This is a genomic window from Flavobacterium sp. 1, from assembly GCF_002797935.1.
Taxonomy (GTDB): domain Bacteria; phylum Bacteroidota; class Bacteroidia; order Flavobacteriales; family Flavobacteriaceae; genus Flavobacterium.
This window is the reverse complement of the sequence record NZ_PGER01000001.1, coordinates 2,443,136-2,464,424: the sequence shown is the minus strand read 5'-3', so window position 1 is coordinate 2,464,424 and position 21,289 is coordinate 2,443,136. Positions and strand designations below refer to the sequence as shown.

General features: G+C 34.3%; 22 protein-coding genes. 3 read left to right on the top strand and 19 right to left on the bottom strand.

Translation table 11 applies throughout. The annotated features are described in order from the left end of the window. Window positions 1-6: 6 nt before the first annotated feature. From rlmD to CLU83_RS09800, 3 genes are all read right to left on the bottom strand, one after another. A complete protein-coding gene (rlmD, locus tag CLU83_RS09810) occupies window positions 7-1,419 on the bottom strand; it encodes a 23S rRNA (uracil(1939)-C(5))-methyltransferase RlmD (protein ID WP_100431440.1) in 1,413 nt (470 codons plus the stop codon). A 164-nt stretch (window positions 1,420-1,583) separates the two neighbouring features. After that, entirely contained in the window at window positions 1,584-2,048 is a 465-nt protein-coding gene (locus CLU83_RS09805; protein WP_100431439.1) for a hypothetical protein, read from the bottom strand. 270 nt (window positions 2,049-2,318) lie between these two features. After that, entirely contained in the window at window positions 2,319-2,897 is a 579-nt protein-coding gene (locus CLU83_RS09800; protein WP_100431438.1) for a hypothetical protein, read from the bottom strand. A 401-nt stretch (window positions 2,898-3,298) separates the two neighbouring features. Here CLU83_RS09800 and CLU83_RS09795 point away from each other — a divergent pair, with 401 nt between their 5' ends. Then, complete coding sequence (locus tag CLU83_RS09795; protein WP_100431437.1) at window positions 3,299-3,709, top strand: OsmC family peroxiredoxin; 411 nt, start codon at window positions 3,299-3,301, stop codon at window positions 3,707-3,709. An 82-nt stretch (window positions 3,710-3,791) separates the two neighbouring features. Here CLU83_RS09795 and CLU83_RS09790 read toward each other — a convergent pair whose 3' ends face one another. From CLU83_RS09790 to CLU83_RS09765, 6 genes are all read right to left on the bottom strand, one after another. Next, the gene (locus CLU83_RS09790) at window positions 3,792-4,235 is read right to left on the bottom strand and encodes a hypothetical protein (protein WP_100431436.1); all 444 of its coding nucleotides are present in this window, start codon (window positions 4,233-4,235) and stop codon (window positions 3,792-3,794) included. A gap of 13 nt (window positions 4,236-4,248) precedes the next feature. Further along, window positions 4,249-5,235, bottom strand: a complete 987-nt coding sequence (locus CLU83_RS09785) for an aldo/keto reductase (protein ID WP_100431435.1) — start codon at window positions 5,233-5,235, stop codon at window positions 4,249-4,251. A gap of 107 nt (window positions 5,236-5,342) precedes the next feature. After that, entirely contained in the window at window positions 5,343-6,230 is an 888-nt protein-coding gene (gene cysM, locus CLU83_RS09780; protein WP_100431434.1) for a cysteine synthase CysM, read from the bottom strand. A gap of 1 nt (window position 6,231) precedes the next feature. After that, window positions 6,232-7,023 carry a serine O-acetyltransferase EpsC gene (epsC, locus tag CLU83_RS09775; protein ID WP_100431433.1) on the bottom strand — a complete coding sequence of 264 codons (792 nt, stop codon included), beginning with the start codon at window positions 7,021-7,023 and terminating at the stop codon, window positions 6,232-6,234. A gap of 151 nt (window positions 7,024-7,174) precedes the next feature. Continuing rightward, window positions 7,175-7,816 carry an SGNH/GDSL hydrolase family protein gene (locus CLU83_RS09770; protein WP_100431432.1) on the bottom strand — a complete coding sequence of 214 codons (642 nt, stop codon included), beginning with the start codon at window positions 7,814-7,816 and terminating at the stop codon, window positions 7,175-7,177. Between the two features lie 154 nt (window positions 7,817-7,970). Further along, window positions 7,971-9,131: a histidine decarboxylase gene (locus tag CLU83_RS09765; RefSeq protein WP_100431431.1), complete on the bottom strand. Its 1,161-nt coding sequence runs from the start codon at window positions 9,129-9,131 to the stop codon at window positions 7,971-7,973. A 153-nt stretch (window positions 9,132-9,284) separates the two neighbouring features. Between CLU83_RS09765 and CLU83_RS09760 the strand changes: the two genes are divergently transcribed. Then, on the top strand, window positions 9,285-9,737 hold the full coding sequence (locus CLU83_RS09760; RefSeq protein WP_100431430.1) for an Lrp/AsnC family transcriptional regulator: 453 nt from the start codon (window positions 9,285-9,287) through the stop codon (window positions 9,735-9,737). Window positions 9,738-10,018: 281 nt separating this feature from the next. Here the strand turns inward: CLU83_RS09760 and CLU83_RS09755 are convergent, their stop codons facing one another. The 7 genes from CLU83_RS09755 to truA all read right to left on the bottom strand — a co-directional run bounded on the left by CLU83_RS09755 (window position 10,019) and on the right by truA (window position 17,542). After that, window positions 10,019-10,378 (bottom strand): cupin domain-containing protein, encoded by a 360-nt coding sequence (locus CLU83_RS09755; RefSeq protein WP_157802056.1) that lies wholly within the window; start codon window positions 10,376-10,378, stop codon window positions 10,019-10,021. Between the two features lie 385 nt (window positions 10,379-10,763). Beyond that, complete coding sequence (locus tag CLU83_RS09750; RefSeq protein WP_100431428.1) at window positions 10,764-11,330, bottom strand: IS630 family transposase; 567 nt, start codon at window positions 11,328-11,330, stop codon at window positions 10,764-10,766. Further along, window positions 11,309-11,830 carry a helix-turn-helix domain-containing protein gene (locus CLU83_RS09745; protein WP_100429927.1) on the bottom strand — a complete coding sequence of 174 codons (522 nt, stop codon included), beginning with the start codon at window positions 11,828-11,830 and terminating at the stop codon, window positions 11,309-11,311. Before CLU83_RS09745 ends, CLU83_RS09750 begins: the two co-directional genes overlap by 22 nt. A 167-nt stretch (window positions 11,831-11,997) precedes the next feature. After that, window positions 11,998-12,912, bottom strand: a complete 915-nt coding sequence (cysK, locus tag CLU83_RS09740) for a cysteine synthase A (RefSeq protein WP_100431427.1) — start codon at window positions 12,910-12,912, stop codon at window positions 11,998-12,000. Between the two features lie 206 nt (window positions 12,913-13,118). After that, a complete protein-coding gene (lpdA, locus tag CLU83_RS09735) occupies window positions 13,119-14,507 on the bottom strand; it encodes a dihydrolipoyl dehydrogenase (RefSeq protein ID WP_100431426.1) in 1,389 nt (462 codons plus the stop codon). A 463-nt stretch (window positions 14,508-14,970) separates the two neighbouring features. Next, complete coding sequence (locus CLU83_RS09730; protein WP_100431425.1) at window positions 14,971-16,740, bottom strand: ABC transporter ATP-binding protein; 1,770 nt, start codon at window positions 16,738-16,740, stop codon at window positions 14,971-14,973. Between the two features lie 49 nt (window positions 16,741-16,789). Beyond that, window positions 16,790-17,542: a tRNA pseudouridine(38-40) synthase TruA gene (gene truA / locus CLU83_RS09725; protein WP_100431424.1), complete on the bottom strand. Its 753-nt coding sequence runs from the start codon at window positions 17,540-17,542 to the stop codon at window positions 16,790-16,792. 244 nt (window positions 17,543-17,786) lie between these two features. On the opposite strand from truA, the gene CLU83_RS09720 reads away from it, so the two are divergent. Then, on the top strand, window positions 17,787-18,284 hold the full coding sequence (locus CLU83_RS09720) for a metallophosphoesterase (RefSeq protein WP_100431423.1): 498 nt from the start codon (window positions 17,787-17,789) through the stop codon (window positions 18,282-18,284). Window positions 18,285-18,289: 5 nt separating this feature from the next. On the opposite strand, the gene CLU83_RS09715 is transcribed toward CLU83_RS09720, so the two are convergent. From CLU83_RS09715 to CLU83_RS09705, 3 genes are all read right to left on the bottom strand, one after another. Beyond that, window positions 18,290-19,984: a tetratricopeptide repeat-containing sensor histidine kinase gene (locus CLU83_RS09715; RefSeq protein ID WP_100431422.1), complete on the bottom strand. Its 1,695-nt coding sequence runs from the start codon at window positions 19,982-19,984 to the stop codon at window positions 18,290-18,292. A 51-nt stretch (window positions 19,985-20,035) separates the two neighbouring features. Then, complete coding sequence (locus CLU83_RS09710; RefSeq protein WP_100433690.1) at window positions 20,036-20,698, bottom strand: response regulator transcription factor; 663 nt, start codon at window positions 20,696-20,698, stop codon at window positions 20,036-20,038. A gap of 145 nt (window positions 20,699-20,843) precedes the next feature. Beyond that, window positions 20,844-21,257: a DUF4293 domain-containing protein gene (locus CLU83_RS09705; protein WP_100431421.1), complete on the bottom strand. Its 414-nt coding sequence runs from the start codon at window positions 21,255-21,257 to the stop codon at window positions 20,844-20,846. Between the last annotated feature and the right edge of the window lie 32 nt (window positions 21,258-21,289).

The following is a 21,289-nucleotide window of genomic DNA, read 5'->3' as shown; positions in this document are numbered from 1 at the left end:
AAGGGCTTATCGTCTTTCTAAAAGTACAACATTTTCAACATGATGCGTTTGCGGAAACATATCCACCGGACGTACTCTGGTTACCTTGTATTTTTCGTCCATTAAAGCTAAATCTCTAGCTTGTGTAGCCGAGTTACAGCTCACATAAACCACTTTTTGAGGTCCTATTTTCATGATTTGCTCTACAACATCTTTGTGCATTCCGTCACGGGGAGGGTCAGTGATAATGACGTCTGGGTGTCCGTGCTGTGCAATAAAAGCATCATTAAAAACCACTTTCATATCTCCAACAAAAAATTCGCAGTTATCAATGTTATTGCGTTCCGCATTAGCTTTTGCATCTTTTATAGCATCTGGAACACTTTCTACACCAATTACTTTTTTCGCTTTTTTAGACACAAATTGAGCAATTGTTCCTGTTCCTGTGTATAAATCATAAACGATTTCATTACCGGTAAGTCCAGCAAAGTCTCTGGTTATTTTGTATAATTCATAAGCCTGATCCGAATTGGTCTGGTAAAAAGATTTAGCGTTAATGCTAAATTTTAAGCCTTCCATTTCTTCAAGAATATAGTCTCTCCCTTTATATAATCTTATGTCAGTATCATATAAAGTGTCGTTTGCTTTATTGTTAACGACATATTGCAAAGAAGTAATTTGAAGAAATTTCTCGTAAAGGTGATCCAGAATCAATTCTCGATTTTTTTTATCGTTTTCAAAAAACTGAATCAAAACCATAATTTCACCAGTTGAAGACGTTCTCAGCATCAAAGTTCTTAGCAAACCTTCGTGTGCTCTTGGATTAAAGAATGTCAAACCATGTTCATTGGCAAAAGCGCGGACTTCATTACGGATGGCATTCGAAGGATCTTCCTGTAAATGGCACTTGTTGATGTCTAGGATTTTGTCCCACATTTTTGGAATATGGAAACCAAGTGCATTTCTGTTTCCTAAATCTTCTTCGCTTCCTATTTCAGTTTCAGTTAACCAACGGCTGTTCGAAAACGAAAATTCCATTTTATTTCTATAAAAAAACTGTTTTTCAGAACCCAAAATTGATTCAAATTCAGGAAGTTCAATTTTGCCAATGCGCTGCAAATGATTTTTCACCTCATTTTGTTTAAAGAAGAGCTGTTGGCCATAATTCATATTTTGCCATTTGCATCCACCGCAAACACCAAAGTGCTCACAGATTGGCTCTACGCGATGCTCAGATAATTCATGAAAATGAACTGCTTTACCTTCATAGTAAGCTTTACGCTTCTTGAAAGTCTGTACATCCACTACATCTCCGGGAACTACATTGGGGATAAAAACCACTTTTCCATCGGGAGCTTTTGCCACCGAAACGCCTTTTGCACCTGCATCAAGGACTTTTATTTGATGAAAGACAACTTTGTCTGTATTTTTCTTTGCCATAGCGCAAAAATAAGGCTTTGGATTTATTTATAGTTTTTAATTTTAATTTTTTTAAAAATAAAGTCAAGTTTTCAGTCGCAGTTTTCAGTTTTCGGAAATAAATTTATATTTCAAACTGCGCTTGTGAATTTTTTTACTCATTTTAAAGCCTATAAACTGAAAAATCACTCAAATTCATCTTTCCAGTCTTTGGTGGTAATCGCCGAAGCTTTATTTTCTGAGTTCATCGTCACCCGAAGTTCTTTATTGGCTTTGGCATAATTAAAAAGCGCTTTGAATCTGAAAACGGTAGTATTGTCTGTCTTGTTTGGAACCATTTCCACAAATTCAAGATCTTTGAATGCACCATACTTCAGACTATATTTTGCTCCAATTTCTTTGACTTTTTTTACACTGGAGTTGGCAATAACTTTGTCTGTAGCTTCACTTTTCGTAAAAGGTTTGAATTCAGAGGTATTACAGGTCATCAAAATTCTTTTTCCCAGTTCGTAAGCTTTGTTTTTCTGACTTGCTTCTTCAGCATTCATTTCTGTAACAGCAACACTTCGTCCAATTAATTTACCATTTATGTTTTTAGTTTTACAGCTGTATAATACTAGGATACAAATTATTATAATTGCTTTTTTCATAATCTGATGGGTTTTTTATTGAAACGAAATATTTAGAATTAAAGTATAAAAGCAATAGTGTAGTTAGGGCCAAATCCCGCTTTCCGCTGCAAATCCTCGTTATGGAAACAATTCCACAAAACCTGTAAAGGAGCTTCCGCTGGTCGCTCTTTACTGGCAAGTTTCATTTGCTTCCATAACTCCGGGTTTTTCGCTTTAAACGAAGTTCACTGAACTCCGATTGAAGTAATCGGGGGCAGGGATTTGTTAATATAAAGTAATCCGATTCAGTTAATTCATAAAAGATATTACCGTTTTTTTACCGTTCTTTTGAATGAAAACTCTCTTGACAGAATCTATTAATGACTTTTTATTTGAATTTTCTTCATGTATTAAGGTGCCATTATAATAGAGCTTCTCCATATAAGCATAAAAACCATCAGATGTTCCAATAGCATCTTTTGTAAATTTAAATTTTACGTCTAGAGTATCTGTATCAGTCTCTGAAATTCTCACAAAAATTTTATTTTGTTTAATTCCCTTTTTGCCAGTTATGACAGTATTCCAGTAGTATTTTTGTAGAGCCGAATCATATTCTATACTCCCTCCATTATAAAAGTATTTCTTTGGATCATTATCATTTTTAGGAGGAAGAGTTGTAGGAGTATATATTTCTTCATAAGCAATAGGTAAAACTATATTATTGTTTAAGTCTAGTAAATCGGCATTTGTTGGATTGCTAAAATAAAATTGCAATTGATTTGCTCTAGAAAAAGGTTCAGCAGTTTCTGGATTTGGTTCATCATCATTAGAACTGCAGCTCATCAAAATGATGCCAAAGATCATCGTAAGCAGATATTTTTTTCTCATACGTAGTTTTATTAATTAGAGGATTTTTTGATAAAAGACCGCTTTATTTTTTAAATTTTAGTTGCTTATTTTTAAATTTATCTAATAATAGTTTTCTTTCAAAGTACAAAAATGTGAATGAAACTGGTGCGCAAAATTTTTGGAGCAGAAATTGTTGAATAATTGTTACAGTTTGAATTAGAGATTGTAATAATCAGCTTTTTTTAACGATCATATTATTTTATTATAAAAATAAAATCGCTTTTATTTTGTAAACGACTGTGTTACAATGTACAATTTATTTTTAAAATATTCTTAAAATGTTTTAAAGATGTATTATATTTTAGTTAAATAAATTGGTTTCTTACATTTTTTTTTACTAAAAAACTTAAATTTGATTAAAATCAATAAATACTATTACTATGAAAAGAAATGCAACTGCAGTTTGGAATGGTTCCCTGAAAGAAGGAGCTGGAAAATTAACAACACAAAGCAAGACATTAGAAAATACGCAATATTCATTCAAATCCCGATTTGATGAGGGTGTAGGTACCAATCCTGAAGAACTTGCCGCTGCAGCGCATGCTGGATGTTTTACCATGCAGCTTACGGCTTTTATTAGCGAAACAAGTGCTGTAATTGAAAGTATAGAAACAAAATGTGATATCAGTTTATTAGAAGGCACAATTAATAGTTCTCATTTAACGGTCAATGCTAAAATTGAAGGAATTACAAATGAGGTTTTTCAGGAATTAGTTACTAAAGCCGAAAAAAACTGTCCGATTTCAAAATTATTCAATACCGAGATCACAACAACAGCTACTCTGACCTAATAATGCAGAGAAAAAATACAAAAAGGTTCGGTTTAATATTCACCGAACCTTTTGTATTTTTTTCAATTTATTTTAGTAAAAATTATTCTTTCTTTTTAATCCATTCGTAATTAACAATAGAGAAAAAATAAAAAAAGCAATCGGCAGTAATTTTTCCTAAAATAATCCCAACGAAGTAATTCCCTGTTACTATTGGCATCCAATACATGCAAAACGGACGGATAAAAAAGAAATCCAAAACTGTGGGATAACCAAATTCGATAACTAAATTCCGAATTAAGACTGCAATTATTCCAAAAGTAATGGCTTGGTTCTTCTGTTTTTCCTCAGCTGACAATGCTTTATAAGACCTCAAAAACATGACACTATAAAAAGCAAAATATTCGGCAATCGTAATCAAATAAGCCGTGGTCAATCCGCTAAAAATTCTGCTGAATTGCGAAGCTAGTAAAGCGGCGCTTGTAGCTGCTAATTCCGAATATTTATAACGGTCAAACCACTCTTTTAAATTCGCTTTATTGAACATTAATGTTTTTATTTTACCAAAGCTGATGTACTTGCGGTTTAATGTATTGCTCGTAAATGGCGTTCATGGCTGTGATTTTTTCTGGAGAAAGTTTTGGTGAATCATACAATGACAGGTTGGATAAAACGTGGCTTTCTTTTGAAGCTCCAGGAATAATACAGCTAATTTCGTTAAAACTCAAAATCCATTGCAAAGCGATAGGAGCCAGATTTGTAGCTTCTGGGAAAAGCGCTTTTAAGGCTTCAACAGCTTTTAGTCCCAATTCATAATTAATACCAGAGAATGTTTCTCCTTTGTCAAAAGCAGCTCCATCACGATTGAAGTTTCTATGATCTTGTGTGTCAAAAGTAGTATTAGCATCAAATTTACCTGTTAATAACCCACTGGCCAGTGGTACTCTTGCAATAATTCCGATGTCTTTTTTTTGCGCTTCTTGGAAGAATAATTCTGATGGACGCTGACGGAAAAGATTGAATATAATTTGGATTGTAGTTACATTAGAATATTCAATAGCTTTTAAGGCTTCTTCAACTTTTTCAACACTTACACCTAAGTTCAAAATCTTCCCTTGGTCTTTCAATCGGTCAAACATTTCAAAAATTTCCGGACGGTAAAATACTTGGTTTGGAGGACAATGCAACTGAATAAGATCGATTGTTTCCAATTTCATTCTTTTTAAACTGTCTTCTACATATTGCTGTAAAACCTTTGGCTGATAGCCTTCATTTACATGCGGATTGATGTGTCTGCCACATTTTGTAGCTACATAAATGCGTTCGCTGCGGGAGCGAACTACTCTTCCCACGGCAGTTTCGCTCAATCCATTTTCGTAGACATCAGCAGTGTCAATAAAATTTACGCCATTATCAATGGCAGTATTGATTAATTCGTCTGCGGTTTTGTCATTAAAGGGAGATCCCCATTTTCCGCCCACTTGCCAAGTCCCAAGTGCTATTTCTGAAATATTAAAATTGGTTTTTCCGAGTTTACGATAGTTCATTTTTTTTATTTTTTAAGTTTCTGAGTTTCTAAGACTCTAAGATGCAAAGTTTTTTAAAGTTTTCAAAATCTTAGAAACTTAGTATCTCAGAATTTTAACATCTTTTATTAATCAAATAAATCCGAAGACAAATAACGGTCACCACGATCGCAGATAATTGCAACCACGACACCCGATTCGAGTTCGTTAGCAATTTTTACTGCCACAGCCACAGATCCTCCACTGCTCATTCCGGCAAATATACCTTCTTCTTTGGCTAATCTTTTAGTCATTTCTCGTGCTTCTTTCTCGCTAATATCAATGGTTACATCAACTTTTGAGGCATCAAAAATTTTAGGAAGATATTCTTGAGGCCATTTTCTAATCCCTGGAATTTGTGACCCTTCGCTAGGCTGCGCTCCAATGATTTGGATATTTGGATTTTTCTCTTTCAGGTAAGCTGATGTTCCTACAATAGTTCCGGTTGTCCCCATAGCCGATACAAAATGTGTTACGGTTCCGTCAGTATCATTCCAGATTTCGGGACCTGTTGTTTTGTAGTGTGCTTTCCAGTTGTCATCATTGGCAAACTGGTTGAGCATCACATAACCGCCTTCGGCTACTTTTTTATCTGCATAATCTCTTGATCCAATTATTCCTTCACTTGCAGGAGTCTGAATAACTGTTGCTCCATAAGCCTGCATGGTTTGGGTACGCTCAATAGTGGAATCTTCGGGGAGTACTAATTCGATTTCTATATTGAATAATTGAGCAATCATAGCCAATGCAATTCCGGTGTTACCACTGGTTGCTTCAATTAATTTATCTCCTTTTTTGATGTCGCCTCTTTCAATGGCGGATGCAATCATGTTATAAGCGGCACGGTCTTTTACACTTCCTCCTGGATTATCTCCTTCAAGTTTTAATAAAAGTTTTACATTTTTGTTTGTAACTAAACGGGTAGTTTCTACTAATGGAGTGTTCCCAATTAATTCTACTAATTTATAGGTCTTCATTTTATTTCTTTTCTTTTACTTTGACTTCGGTTGTGGTGGTGTTTAATACAATTGAATCGGCTGGAATCGATTTGGTGACCCATGAATTTCCTCCAACGATACTATTTTTGCCTATAATTGTATTGCCTCCCAAAATGGTTGCATTGGCATAAATACATACATTTTTTTCTACTGTAGGATGCCTTTTTGAGTTTTTCATGTCTTTGCTCACGCTTAAGGCTCCCAAAGTTACACCTTGGTATATTTTTACATTTTTTTCAATAACAGTAGTTTCCCCAATTACGATTCCGGTAGCGTGATCAATGAAGAACGGCGAAGCGATAGTAGCGCCTGCATGAATGTCGGTGCCTGTAATGCGGTGGGCATATTCGCTCATTAATCTTGAAAAAAGCATCAAATCTAATGAATAAAGTTCGTGGCTCAATCTGTAAATAGCAATGGCGTAAAATCCCGGATAAGCAAGATAAATTTCTTCGATTCCATTGGATGCAGGGTCATTTTCTAAGATGTATGAAGCATCTTTGTTTAAGTTTTCGAGTACTGTAGGGAGTTTTTCTAAAAAATTATCCCAAGCAGACTCACAGGAAGCATGTCCCTTTTTACAGGCAATAGAAGCTATTTCCTTAAATTGTTTTTCCAGCTCATCAATACTTTCGTCGAGCGGGGCATTAGAATCAAATAAAGTGTAAAACAGTTTTTCGGTAAAGGCTTCTGTCTTGGTTTTTATACTATAATTTATAGAAAAATGACTTTTTGAAGCACTAATATTTTGAACAATCAGATTCTTGGTCATGATTATGAAATTGAATGTTATTTTTGAAGAGGTAAAAGTAAGGCGTTTTTTAGAGAAAATAACAAGGTTTGGTCAAAGAATTAGGTTAATTGCTGTTGAAAGTTATTGCTTCAAAAAGATATAACATAATCACTTTTTTTTTGAAATTATATCACATAAATTGTAGGTTTTCAAGGATTGTTACAAGGATTGGCTCCATAACGTGATACCCTTTTTTATTAGGATGAACACCATCTTCGGAATAAATTGATTTCAATCCTTTTTGGTTGTCTTTCATAGCCGTATGGTAATCTGCATACGGAATATCATTTGCTGCAGCATATTTATGAATCATTACGTTCAATGCTTCAATCTTTTCAGCGGGCAGTATTCCGCGTCTCCATGGGTAATCATAAGCAGGAAGTATCGAACATAAAATGACTTCGATGTTATTTGCTTTGGCCAATTCGCACATCGATATAAGATTTCCCAGAATGGTTTCGAGTGCAATTGAGCCTGTATTTCCTGCAATATCATTGGTTCCAGCCAATATAATCACAATTTTGGGTTTCAGTTCAATAACATCGGGTCTAAAACGGATGAGCATTTGTGAAGTCGTTTGTCCGTTAATTCCCCGATTGATGTATGTTTTGCCAATAAAAAAATCAGGGTGAATAGTTTTCCAACCCGCTATAATGGAATCTCCAAAAAACACAATCCACTTTTCTCCTATGGCTGGGGCTAAAATCTGTTTGTTTTCGTCTTTGTATTTATTTAGATAAGCCCAATCGGGAACTTTGTTTTTTCCATTCATAATTAGTGCAAAAAAAAGATAGTGTTTTTGATTTGTCTTTTCAAAAATAAAACTTATTTGCAGTTATGTTGCTGGTTTTTGCAGTTTTTAAAAAAGAATGCCACAGATTAAAATGATTTCAAGGATTTAATTTATGGCAGCTTAAATTTTTTAATTAGAAACCAAATTCTGCTATTTCTTCTGGATTTTCATTACAATTTTCTATATCGCTGATGAATGCATCAATCTGATCTTTCGTTACATTGGGCATGCAAATAATATGCGAGATGTCACCTTCTGTGGCCAATTGCCACTTGGATTTTACTTCTTCAGCTGTTTTTGGGAAAACTACTGTAATGGAATTTGGATTTCTCCAAGCAGCTATTCCTATGTTTTTTAGTTTTTGTTCACAATATGCGGCTACTTCCAAGCTGTGTAAATAGCGTTTTTTTAAACCTTCAACGCCCAGTTTTTTTATAGCATACCATAAAAATAAAGGACAATGACCGTTTCTGGAACCTGTAATTGTAGTGTCTAAAGACCCAATATAGGAAATGCCTTTTGAAATTCGATCTCTATTGGAGCGCTTGGTAATAATGACTCCCGAAGGAATAGGTGAGCCAATAAATTTATGTCCGCTGATTGAAATACTATCTGCACCATCTTTAAAATCGAATGGCAATCTTGGTTCCATAAAAGCACCGTAGCTGCCTGACAAAGCGGCATCGCAGTGAATATAGCTGTCTTGTATAGCCAATCCTCTTAGAATATTCCTGATTTTTGAAACATCGTCTTTGGCTTCTTTCATGGTTGTACCAAAAGTGGTCAGTACAATAGCAGGTTTGTGACGGTTCATTTTTACTGTATTTTCAAAATCGGCATAATCGATCTCGCCATTTTCCTGTGAACGGATAACAATGCTTGGAATATTAAGCAAATGAATGTTTTTGCGTACGCTGTAATGAGTCGATTCAGAGTAATAGACCATTGCTTTTGGATATAATTCACGGGCTAGATACAATCCATATAAATTGCTTTCGGAACCGCCGTTGGTTACATAGCCCCAATGGTCTTTTGGATTTGCACGGAATAATTTGGCAAAAAAGCCAACTACTTCTCTTTCGAGTTCATGAGTCTGTACTTTGTAGGTACAGTCCTCAAAAGGATCGCCGAGGTTATTGATTGGATATTTTAAAAAATGATTGATTTCAGAATAGTCAAAATCTTTGGATACTGGATATCCCAAAAAATTATCTCTGGCATTTTCTAAGTATTGTTCCAATTCCAATAATCTTTGATTGTCTTGTTCGGATAATGATTTTGAGATGATTACCATGGCGTTTTGTTTTACTGTAAATGTACTTTTAATGATTTAATATTCTTTATATGTGATAGTATTCAGAATATAATTCTAATTTTGAAATTAAATTCAGTTTTTAAATATTGATTTTAATATTAGATTTTTTAAAAACCATATAATTATTCTGAAATGGATGCTATAGACAAAAAAATATTGATGCTTTTGCAGCAGGATGCAAAACAAAATACTAAAGAAATTGCTGAAAAAGTTGGGCTTTCTGTTTCTCCCACTTTTGAACGGATTAAAAAACTGGAACAAAAAAAATATATAAAAAATTATGTGGCTTTGCTGGATGCTTCCAAAATAGGCAAATCAATCAGTGTCTATTGTCAAGTGACTTTGGCGGTGCATTCCAGAGAATTGATTGATGATTTTAAACAGCATATTCTTGTGTTGCCAGAAGTTACAGGCTGTTTTCACGTATCGGGGAATTATGATTTTTTGTTGAAAGTGGCTGTTAATGATATGAATGAATATCAAAAGTTTATTATTGAAAAATTGTCGGTTATTAAGGGGATTTCTAATGTGCAGAGTTCTTTTGTAATGGAAGAAATTAAAAATGATTTTGCCTATAATTTGTAAAAATGATGATTCAAGGATATTGTGTTTTTTGTGTGAAGGATAGGAACGGCATCTCCCGATTTATAAAAACAAGGCTTTTTTGCCGTAGTTTTTGTTAATCGGGAATACAGTGGATAGCCTGACCTTGTTGCTATACAAATTATCCCATTGGCAGAAAATATTTGGCAACAAGGACACACCATAAAAAAAATCTGATTCGAGAAAATGAATCAGATTTTAGGATGTTTAAATTGCTTCTTAAAAAGAAAATAATAAATTGTTTGGATTGAAAATAATTGTTTTTATTTTTTTGCCGGCTTCATTTCCGTTACTATTAATTTTATAGTTGTGGTTCCAACGTTTTTTGCCATGTGGGTCACGGCAGGCATATACATGGCAGTACCCATTTTTATATCTATAGTTGCAGCAGGTTTTCCTTTGTCGGTAATCTGTATTTTGCCACTGGTCAGCGCATAGACCGAATGGTTAGGATGACTGTGCCAAGCGGCTGTTGCACCTGGAGCAAATACAACTTCCATAATTCTCACTTTATCATTGTTAAGTAATATTTTTTTATACACATTTGGGGCCGCCTTCATGGGGTCTTGTGCATACAAACTTGTACTTTGGATCAGGAATAGCCCGAAGAAGAGGATATTCATTAAAAATATTTTAATTGTTTTCATCTCATTAAAATTTAAGTTGAATTTTTTTGATTCTAATTTGCCTACTCTTATTGTTTTTTGAGCAGACGATGGTTTTTATATTTTATCTGTCGACATTGACAAGAACAGTCTAGTTAGGTTAGGACCAGTTCCAGCAGTTCGTTTTTGTTCGAGGTCTTTTAAACATGCTTAGTCCATATTTAAAAACAACAAATACTTTTAGCCAGCAATTCATTGGATTGTATTTTTGAGAAGTAATTTATCTCTTTTTTGGGTATGCTAATTTACAAAAAATATCTTGCATGATTTAGAAACTACTCTGTTTTTTATTGGTTAAGATGTTGTTTTGTAATTGGTTGAGGTGTTTTTATACCAAACGCATTTAATTTTTAGACCAAATTTGATCTAAAAAGACGTAGGCATAACCACAGATACTCATTACCTCTTTTTTACTTGTGTTTTTAACTGCAGTAATAATGAAATCTTCTACATCTTCGATTGAATTATAAAATTTATTAGAAAATTCTCTTTTGTATTTTGCCCACATTTTTTCGGCTGGATTAAGTTCCGGGCTATATGGTGGCAGGAAAACCAAAACAATATTTTCTGGAACGATCAATCTTTTATCCTTATGGAATCGCCCATTATCCAATACCATTATTTTGAGTTCTTTGGGGTTTTCTTTTGAAAAATTATTTAGAAAAATTTGAAAATTATCAGTGTTGCAATGTGGAAGTATTAATTGAAAATGATCCCCTGTTATGGGCGAAAAAGCCCCAGAAAGCCATGTTGATTTAAAAACTTGTTGGAAAGTGCAAATTGGTTTAACCCTAATTGCAGTAACTGATTTTCCATTTCGAGTAAATAAGCCAAAACGTGACTCATCTTGAAAATATAAATTTACAGAGCTAAAATCGCCTACAGCATTTAGTGCTGTTTCTTGACAGATTCTTCCGAAGTCTTTTTAAAAGAGCTTCCTAGGTCTTCATCTTTTTTGACATGACTTTTGCGGGCAACTTTTACACTTGATTTAAAATTTCTGATGCAGTAATAAAGCAAGGTGTTGTAATTAAAGCTTTTTCCAGTTTCTTTTTCAATCCAATCTTTTAATTCTACATAACCTTGAAGCCCATTTTGAGGGTTATTGAGTTTTGTTTCCAACATCGTGTGTTCAGCAGCATTAAAAACAGATGGCTTGAAGCCTGTTTTTCCATGTTTAATCAAACCATCAATTCCAGAATTGAGGTATAATGTCCGCCATTTCTGAACACTGTTTGGGGCAACCCCTGCTAATTTAGCAACTTCACGTCTAGAAATCCCTGTTTCTTCATTTTGCTTCAAAATTAAAAGTACTCTCAAGCGTTGTCCAATAAATGGAATAGATTGCTTAAGTAGATTTTTAATCTCTTTTTCAGTTTCCTTAATTACCAAAATTTTTGGATGTGCCATGATCACTGTTATAATATAGTCCAAATGTAATCTAAAAAAAACAATTATCAAAATTGGTATTTATTATATTTTTGTTTGGTATTATTTCGTCAAATGCTAAATAATGTAGGTCAAAAAAAACCGATCTGTTTTCACAAATCGGTTAGTTATGTTTTAAAGCTTATTTTTTATTCAAATAAGCCTTCGATGCTTAAATAGCGTTCTCCTGTGTCATAGCAAAAAGTAAGCACTTTAGAGCCTGCTGGGATTTCTTTGAGTTTTTTGGCAACAGCTGCTAATGAAGCTCCTGATGAAACTCCAAGAAGAATACCTTCTTCTTTGGCTGCTCTCTGCGTATATTCATAAGCTTCGTCTTTACTTATTTGTATAGTTCCATCAAGGATTTCGGTATGCAAATTGGTTGGAATAAATCCTGCTCCAATACCTTGAATAGGGTGGGGCGAAGGTGCTCCGCCACTAATAACCGGTGAGGCTTCAGGTTCTACAGCAAATACTTTCAGGTTTGGAAAACTTTGTTTCAATACTTCAGCACAGCCTGTAATGTGACCTCCAGTTCCAACTCCAGTAATTAGATAATCTAATCCATTTGGGAAAGCTTTGATGATTTCCTGCGCAGTGGTGGTTTTGTGAATGTCAATATTAGATTGGTTTTCAAACTGTAGTGGTGACCAAGAGTTTGGGATTTCTGCGACCAATTCTTGAGCTTTTTCTAATGAACCTTTCATTCCTTTTTCGCGAGGAGTAAGAACAAATTCTGCGCCATAGATACTCATTAATCGGCGTCTTTCAATAGACATGGAATCCGGCATTACTAAAATTAATTTATATCCTTTTACGGCAGCAACCATGGCAAGTCCAATACCTGTGTTTCCAGAAGTTGCTTCGATTATGGTGCTTCCTTTTTGTAATATTCCTTTTTGCTCTGCATCTTCAATCATTGACAAAGCAATTCTGTCTTTGATGCTGGCGCCTGGGTTTGTTTTTTCAAGTTTTACCCAAACATTGGCATCTGCGCCAAATAGTTTATTGATTTTTACGTGTGGCGTATTGCCAATAGTTTCTAATATGTTATTGTGTATCATGGTAGTTGTAGATTTTATTCGAGTAAATATAAGATAGAAAATGCTATTTTCAAAATTATATATTTATTAATTCTATGAAAATTATAGAGGTATGATTTATATAAAAACCCCGATTTGAAATGTTCAAATCGGGGTTTGTTTTATAGATTGTAATGATATTTATATCGTTGAGATGCACTGCAGTACATCTCTACAATGGCTACTTTTTACAAGTGAATCACTTCACCATACGCATCAGCAACAGCTTCCATAACCGCTTCGCTCATTGTTGGGTGAGGGTGGATTGATTTAAGGATTTCATGTCCAGTAGTTTCTAGTTTACGGGCTACAACTGCTTCAGCAATCATATCAGTAACACCAGCACCAATCATGTGGCATCCTAACCATTCGCCGTATTTGGCATCAAAAATTACTTTTACAAAACCATCAGGAGTTCCGGCAGCTTTAGCTTTTCCTGAAGCAGAGAATGGGAATTTGCCAATTTTCAATTCGTATCCTTTTTCTTTAGCTTGCTTTTCGGTCAAACCTACAGATGCAATTTCTGGAGTAGCATACGTACATCCAGGAACGTTTCCGTAATCGATTGGTTCAACGTGTAAACCTGCAATTTTCTCCACACAGTTAATTCCTTCAGCAGAAGCAACGTGAGCTAATGCTTGCCCTGGAGTAACGTCTCCAATTGCGTAGTATCCTGGGATGTTAGTTTGGTTGTAAGCGTTTACCAAGATTTTGTCTCTGTCAACAGCGATTCCAACTTCTTCCAGTCCGATATTTTCGATGTTAGTTTTAATTCCAACAGCAGACAATAAAATGTCGGCTTCAAGAACTTCTTCTCCTTTTGAAGTTTTAACAAATGCTTTAACTCCGGCTCCAGTAGTATCAATGCGCTCTACAGAAGAGTTAGTCATAATTTTGATACCCGCTTTTTTCAAAGAACGCTCAAATTGTTTTGAGATATCTTCATCTTCTACAGGAACTACGTTTGGCATAAATTCAACAATAGTTACATCAGTTCCCATTGAGTTGTAAAAATGTGCGAATTCAACTCCAATTGCTCCAGAACCCACGACAATCATAGATTTTGGCTGCGTTGGCAAGGTCATTGCCTGACGGTATCCAATTACTTTTACGCCATCTTGTGGTAAGTTTGGTAACTCGCGAGAACGAGCTCCAGTAGCAATAATAATATGGTCTGCACTGTATTCAGTAACTTTTCCGTCTTTATCAGTAACGTCTAATTTTTTACCAGCTTTTAGCTTTCCAAAACCATCAATAACGTCAATTTTATTTTTTTTCATCAGGAACTGAACTCCTTTGCTCATCCCTTCAGCAACACTGCGGCTGCGTTGTACAACAGCCGAAAAATCTTTATCGAATTCATTTACAGTCAGTCCGTAATCTGAAGCGTGTTTCAAATAATCAAAAACCTGTGCTGATTTTAGTAACGCTTTAGTTGGAATACAACCCCAATTTAAACATATACCACCAAGGTTTTCTTTTTCTACTACAGCTACTTTAAATCCTAATTGCGAGGCTCTAATTGCTGTTACATATCCTCCAGGTCCACTTCCTAAAACTATAATATCGTATTTCATTTCAAATTTTTTTATTTGTTTTTTAATGGTGAAATGCAGTCGCTATCGCTCGTGTCATTTCAAAGTTTTTATTTAAATTAATGTAAAAATGAATTCGTAAAAACCCATTTCATTTTAAAGTTTAGTGTAATAATTAATTGAGATTGCGAATTTAATGATTTATTTGATTATTGGGAAATTTAGAAGCTACAAAGTTTTGGGCTATTTTGTTATAATCTTAAAGTTTAATTATTGATTTTTTGGAGCAGAGAGATGAGGCATTTTCGGAAATAGGATTCCTGATCTACATTACAATCTTGTTGCCCGAACCCCTGGCAACAAGGATTTCCACTTCGATCAGGGCTAGCGGGAGAAATTGGTCATTTTTGGAATTATTTCCAATGAAAAATTGAAGTAAGACCTAACAGGTTTTTAAAACCTGTTAGGTCTATATTTAATAAAATCAGCTTTTTAAATTATATATTTACAAAGTGCTGTCGAAATTCGAAGTGCTAAACTGAGAATCATATAAGTTTTTGTAATACCCTTTTTCTTGGTTTATTAATTCTTGATGCGTTCCCTGTTCTACGATAAGGCCTTTATCCATAACCATAATTTTATCGGCATTGATAATGGTTGCCAAACGGTGCGCAATAACAATCGATGTTCTGCCTTTGGTAATGGTTTCGGTAGCGCGCTGTATTAATTCTTCAGAATACGTATCGATAGACGAAGTTGCTTCATCCAGAATGAGAATACTCGGATTACTGACATACGCACGCAAAAATGCAATCAATTGACGTTGACCGGAGGATAGCATTACGCCACGTTCTTTTACATCAAAATCATAATTGTCCGGCAAGCTCATTATGAAATCGTGAACCCCGATTTTTTTGGCCGCACCCAAAACCTGCTCTCGAGTGATTTCAGGATTATTGAGCGTTATGTTGTTGTAGATGGTATCGGCAAAAAGAAAAACGTCCTGTAAAACTACCGCAATTTGTTTACGCAAAGAATTTAAACTGTAGTTTTCAATATTGTGATTGTCTATAAATATCGAACCGCTGTTGATTTCATAAAAACGGTTCAGCAAATTAATAATAGTTGATTTTCCTGCTCCAGTAGATCCCACGATGGCAATAGTCTGGCTTGCTTTTACCTCCAGATTGATTCCTTTTATCACTTCTTCGTTTGGAATATACCCAAAACGGACTTCTTCAAAACGAATGTCTCCGTCAAATAAAGGAGCTTCAATTGTTCCAGTATCTTGAATTTGATCTTGGGTGTCCAATATGTCAAAAACACGGTTGGCGGCTATCATTCCCAATTGCATCTCATTGAATTTATCAGCAATTTGACGCAAAGGATTAAACAGCATCCCAATAAACATAGTGTACGAAAATAAATCCCCAAATGTGGTCGAACTGTCTCCATCTAAAATATGAAAACCTCCATATAATACAATAAAACCAAGTGTTAATGAAGAAATAATATCGGCAATAGGGAAGAAAATCGAGTTGTACAAAATCGTTTTTATCCAAGCTCTGTTGTGTTTGTCATTGATAACCCTGAATTTTTCGGCTTCAATATCTTCGCGGTGAAACAGCTGAACAATTTTCATACCTGTAACTCTTTCTTGGACAAAAGAATTCATGTTGGCAATTTGTGTTCGCACTTCTTCAAAAGCAACCTGCATTTTTTTTTGAAAAATTCTAGTGATAAAAACCAAAATAGGCATCGCAACAATCACAATCCACGTCAGTTTCCAATTCATGTAAAACATAAAAATAAGAACCACCAGCATTTTCATCATGTCACTGATAATCATGAATAAGCCTTGACTAAAAATACGGGCAATCGCCTCGATGTCAGATACGGAACGGGTTACGAGCTGACCCACAGGTACTAAATCAAAATATTTCATTCTAAAACTCAAAATGTGTTTGAATAATTTTACCCGAATATCTTTTACAATGTCCTGCCCAAGCCAGTTCGCCCAGTAAACAAAGAAAAATTGCGCCAAAACCTCAAACAAAAGCACAATGCCCATTAAGGAGATGTAAATCAATAAACCGGTTTGATCTTTAGGCTGGATATAACTGTCAACTGTTTGTTTCAGCAGATACGGTCGAAGCGCCGCAAAAACTGATAGTGAAACGGCAAAAATAATCACACCGTTAAAACGCCATTGATAGGGTTTGGTGTATTTTAATATTCTCTTGAATAATCGGGTATCAAATGCTTTTGCTTTCAAAATTGAAGTTGTGCGTTAGTTGTTATGCAATTTGGAATTAATCTAAAATCTATTTTCTCTTCTCTATTTTCTCAGAATCGTATTCTATTTTTGTTAAATATAATCCATGCGCCGGAACCGAAAAACCAGCTTTGTCTCTTCTTTTACTTTCTATAATCGATTCAAAATCCTTCAAAGTGATTTTGTGCAGGCCAATATTAATTAAAGTACCCACTATGGAACGAACCATGTTCCGTAAAAAACGATTGGCTGAAATGGTAAAAATTAATTTTCCGCCTTCCTGTTTCCAATACGCCTCAAATATAGTGCAGTCAAAGGTATTTACATCGGTATTTACCTTAGAAAAACATTGAAAATCGGTATGGCTAAATAATAATTTTGATGCTTGATTCATTAAATCTAAATCCAGTTTTTGATGAAAGTACCAGCTTTGCTCCTGAAGAAACACATCTTTAAAAGTATTTATATGGTATTCGTAAGTTCTTTTGGTGGCATCAAAACGGGTGTGCGCCTCATTGTCAACAGGAAAAATATCATATATGACAATATCTTTTGGTAAAAAAGAATTCAGTTTATGTATTGTGTTTGAAATGTCAAAAGGTTTTTCCAAATCAAAGTGGGCATACATTTCTTTGGCATGTACACCAGTATCGGTTCTTCCTGCTCCCATAAGATTGATTTCCGAGTTGAGAATAACCGAAAAAGCTTTGTTCATTGTTTCCTGTACAGAGGAAGCGTTCGGCTGGAATTGCCAACCGTGATAATTCGTTCCGTTGTAAGCTAGTTTTATAAAATACCTCAAGGTTAGATTTTAGATTCTATTGGATTGAAATTAAATATTTATAGAGGCAAAGATACTTATTAATTTTTTTGTGTTGAATAGGCTTTGAAGCAAAGTTTTTGGATTGAAAATTTATTTCAGTTAAAACTAGAATGCCTACTTTTGCAGAAATGCCTTAGCCCCGATAGCAGTGAAAATCCTTTTCTATTTTTCCTTTAAAAATAGAAAAGATTGCAACGAATAGCGGGAAACAGCTTCCATAAATATGAAAAAAATTCTCCTTCTTTCGGATACGCACAGCCACATTGACGATGTTATTTTAAAATATGTAGTTCAGGCCGATGAGGTTTGGCATGCGGGTGATATTGGAGATTTGACGGTTACAGATACTATAAAAAAGCTGAAACCTTTGCGCTGTGTTTACGGTAATATTGATGATGCTCAGGCGCGTTTGGAATTTCCGCTGCACAACCGTTTTTTTTGCGAGGGGGTCGATGTTTGGATAACGCATATTGGCGGTTATCCTGGGAAATACAATCCAGCGCTGAAGGCAGAAATAACATCGAATCCACCAAAATTGTTTATCTGCGGGCATTCGCACATTCTAAAAGTGATTTTTGACAAGAAGAATAATCTGCTGCACATGAATCCGGGAGCTGCTGGAAAGAGCGGATTCCATCAGGTACGAACGATGCTTCGTTTTGTGATTGACGGTGATGCTATTAAAGATTTGGAAATTGTAGAAATAGGTAAGAAAGCATGATATTCTTAACTGTCAAGGGGAACTTTTAGATAAATCGCCGTGCCTTTATTGGGTGCTGAATTAATGACAAATTCACCTTTCATATTGTTTACCCGTGCCCGAATTTGGTTAATTCCAAATCCTTCGAGAGTTTCAAATTGATTTGTTTTAAAGCCGGTTCCGTCATCGGTGATATGAATGATTAAGGAAGAGGCAGTTTCTTCAGCATTAATCGAGGCGTGAGTGGCGTTACTGTGTTTTATGATATTGTTGATTAATTCGGCAATGATAAAATATAATTTCATTTCGAAATCTTCATTATATCTTTTTTTAATTTTAATCAATGAATTAAAGGCTATCTTAATTCTTGAATTGGATGTTTTTTCACATAAATCTTCCAATGCATATAAAAGCCCAAACCGGACTAATAGGGCAGGCATTAATTCGTGGGATAAGTTTCGGATTTGTTTGTGGGCTTCTTCAAGAATTTCTTTGGTTTTGTTAATTTCTTCGGCTTGTGATTTTTGCTGTGAAGTAAAAACATTCAGATGCAGACCTGCTGACGAAAGCAATGCACTGATATTGTCGTGTAAAAATGTCGAAATCTTTTTTCGTTCCAATTCCTGACCGTCAATTGAGGCGTTGATTATCCTTCCCTGTATTTTGCTCTGAATATCTATGAGCTTGTTTTTTTGTTTTAAATGGGTATTTTGGAAAAAATAATAGAAAGATATGATAGTGCAGATTAAAATAAGAAGAACAATAATTACGATTTTTTTATTTTTGGACTGCTCTTCAATTAGAATGTCCTGCTTGCTTTTATAAGAGGCTTCAATCTTATCAATTTCTCTTTTGTAGTGATCGATTTCGAGATTAATGCCTACAATATTGGCTTTGTTTAATTTTTCTTCGATATGAAGCTCTTCAGTGATTTTATTAAATAAACAAAGGTTTTCATAGGCTTTTTGGGGTTGATGAATCTTATTTAAAAATTTTGAATATTCTAAATGTGAGAAAGACAGATCTGATTTTTCATTTCCTTTTGTGCCTAATTCTATAGCTTTTTGGAAATATGAATTCGCTTTTTCATTTTCGTCTGTAAAATTGTAATACATGCCATTGAGCATGTTTAAAGCAACGATGGTGGATTCGCTGCTAAAAATAGATTGGTATTTATTGATGTATTTTAAATAGGGAAGCCCTTCCTTAAATTTTCCAATATCAAAATATGCCCAAGTGATATTCAGTTTTGTAAAGAAAATTTGTTTTTTATCTAAAATTTTTTGACTTTGTTGCAGTGATTTTTGATAGTAATAAATCCCTTTATCATATTGTTTTTTGTCAAAACAATAAATGTTTCCCAGATTATTGTAAAACTGATTCTTTAGGGTGTAATTTTTGGTTTTGTTAACATAGTGAAGCCCTAGATTGTAATAATGCAAAGCTTTAAAGGGTTCTGTCAGTTCATCAAAGTTGGAGGCTATTATTAGATAAGAGTTGGCAATTAAATCATTTTTTTTGATTTTGATTGACTGTTCTAATGCTACTCTTGACTTTAATAATGATTCTTCGTAATAGCCATTTATTCTATTGAGTTTGGCGTCTTTTAATAGAGAAGTTATTTCTGTGCAGGAAAGTGTTTTGTTTTGAGCAAGTGAGGTTAGACTAAAATTGATTAGAAATAAAATTGGAATTAATAGCCGGAATCTAACTTGAAACATATTTTGCAGTATCGATAAATAATTAAGGCTTATAATGCTTAAATGGCTGAATTAAGATATAACCAAATGATTATTCATGGCGTATTTTACTATACCAATAGTATTTTTGGCTTTTAGTTTTTTCATGATATTCTTGCGGTGGGTTTCTACAGTGTTTGTGCTGATAAAAAGCTGTTCGCTTATTTCTTTACCGCTATATTCAAGAGCAATCAAAATGACGATTTCAATTTCACGCTCTGTTAATAATGGATTTACATTTGGCTTGTAGGTACTGAGTTTTGGATTGTTTTTGGTAGCATGGCTAAATATTTTTTCTCTGATAGTTTCACAAAAATATTCTTCACCATTGGCAACAGCCTGCACAGCTTCGATAATACTGTCACCGGCACATTGTTTAGTAAGGTAGCCAGTCACTCCCATATCCATGATTTCTTTTATTAATTTTAAATCATCATAGCTGGAAAGGATTATTACTTTGCATGGAAATCCTTTTAGTTTAAATTCTTTAACAACTTCAATACCGTCTTTTTCAGGCATGCTGATGTCAAGGACAAGAACATCCGCATGATTGTTGGTAACATCTTCAAAAACCGTAGTTCCGTTCAGTGAAAATCCAACCACCTCAAAATTTGGGACTGTATTGAGCAGGGTCTGAATTCCGTGAATAATTATTTGATGATCATCTGCAAGATGAATTCTAATATTCTTTGTCATACGTATTATAGATGTATCCAAATTTATAAAAAAAACACTCTCAATCATGCTTTATTGCTATAATTTAATCAGTTTTTTTTATAAAAAAACCCGAACTGTTACATTCGGGATTTCTTCGCACATTAATAAATTAAATTTTATAGGTTTATCTCAACCGATCCACAGATTTTACAAGATCTTCGTCCTTCTTGATGGCTTTATTAGCTAAAACTAAAAAAATGACAGCCAAGACAGGCAGAAACATCCCAATACCTTTCTCAGAAACAGCAACTGTTTCTCCAGATAAATTTAGTGAATGATATACAAACAATCCTAATAAAATCAAATTTAATACGATATTCAATCTGTTGGCAACAAATTGAGTTTGTCTTTTTTTAAATGATATAATGCTGTAAATAGTTATTGCTGTGCTTAAGCCAAGTAATATGGCATAAATTTGATTTTGCATAAAAAAATAATCTTTACCATCACTTAATTTCCAAAGAGGAAATAGGAATGGCAAAACACCAATCAGCAAAAAGGTGATTATTAAATATACGGTTTGAATTCGTTGTATCATGTCTCTGTATTGTTGTACAAAAATATATTTTC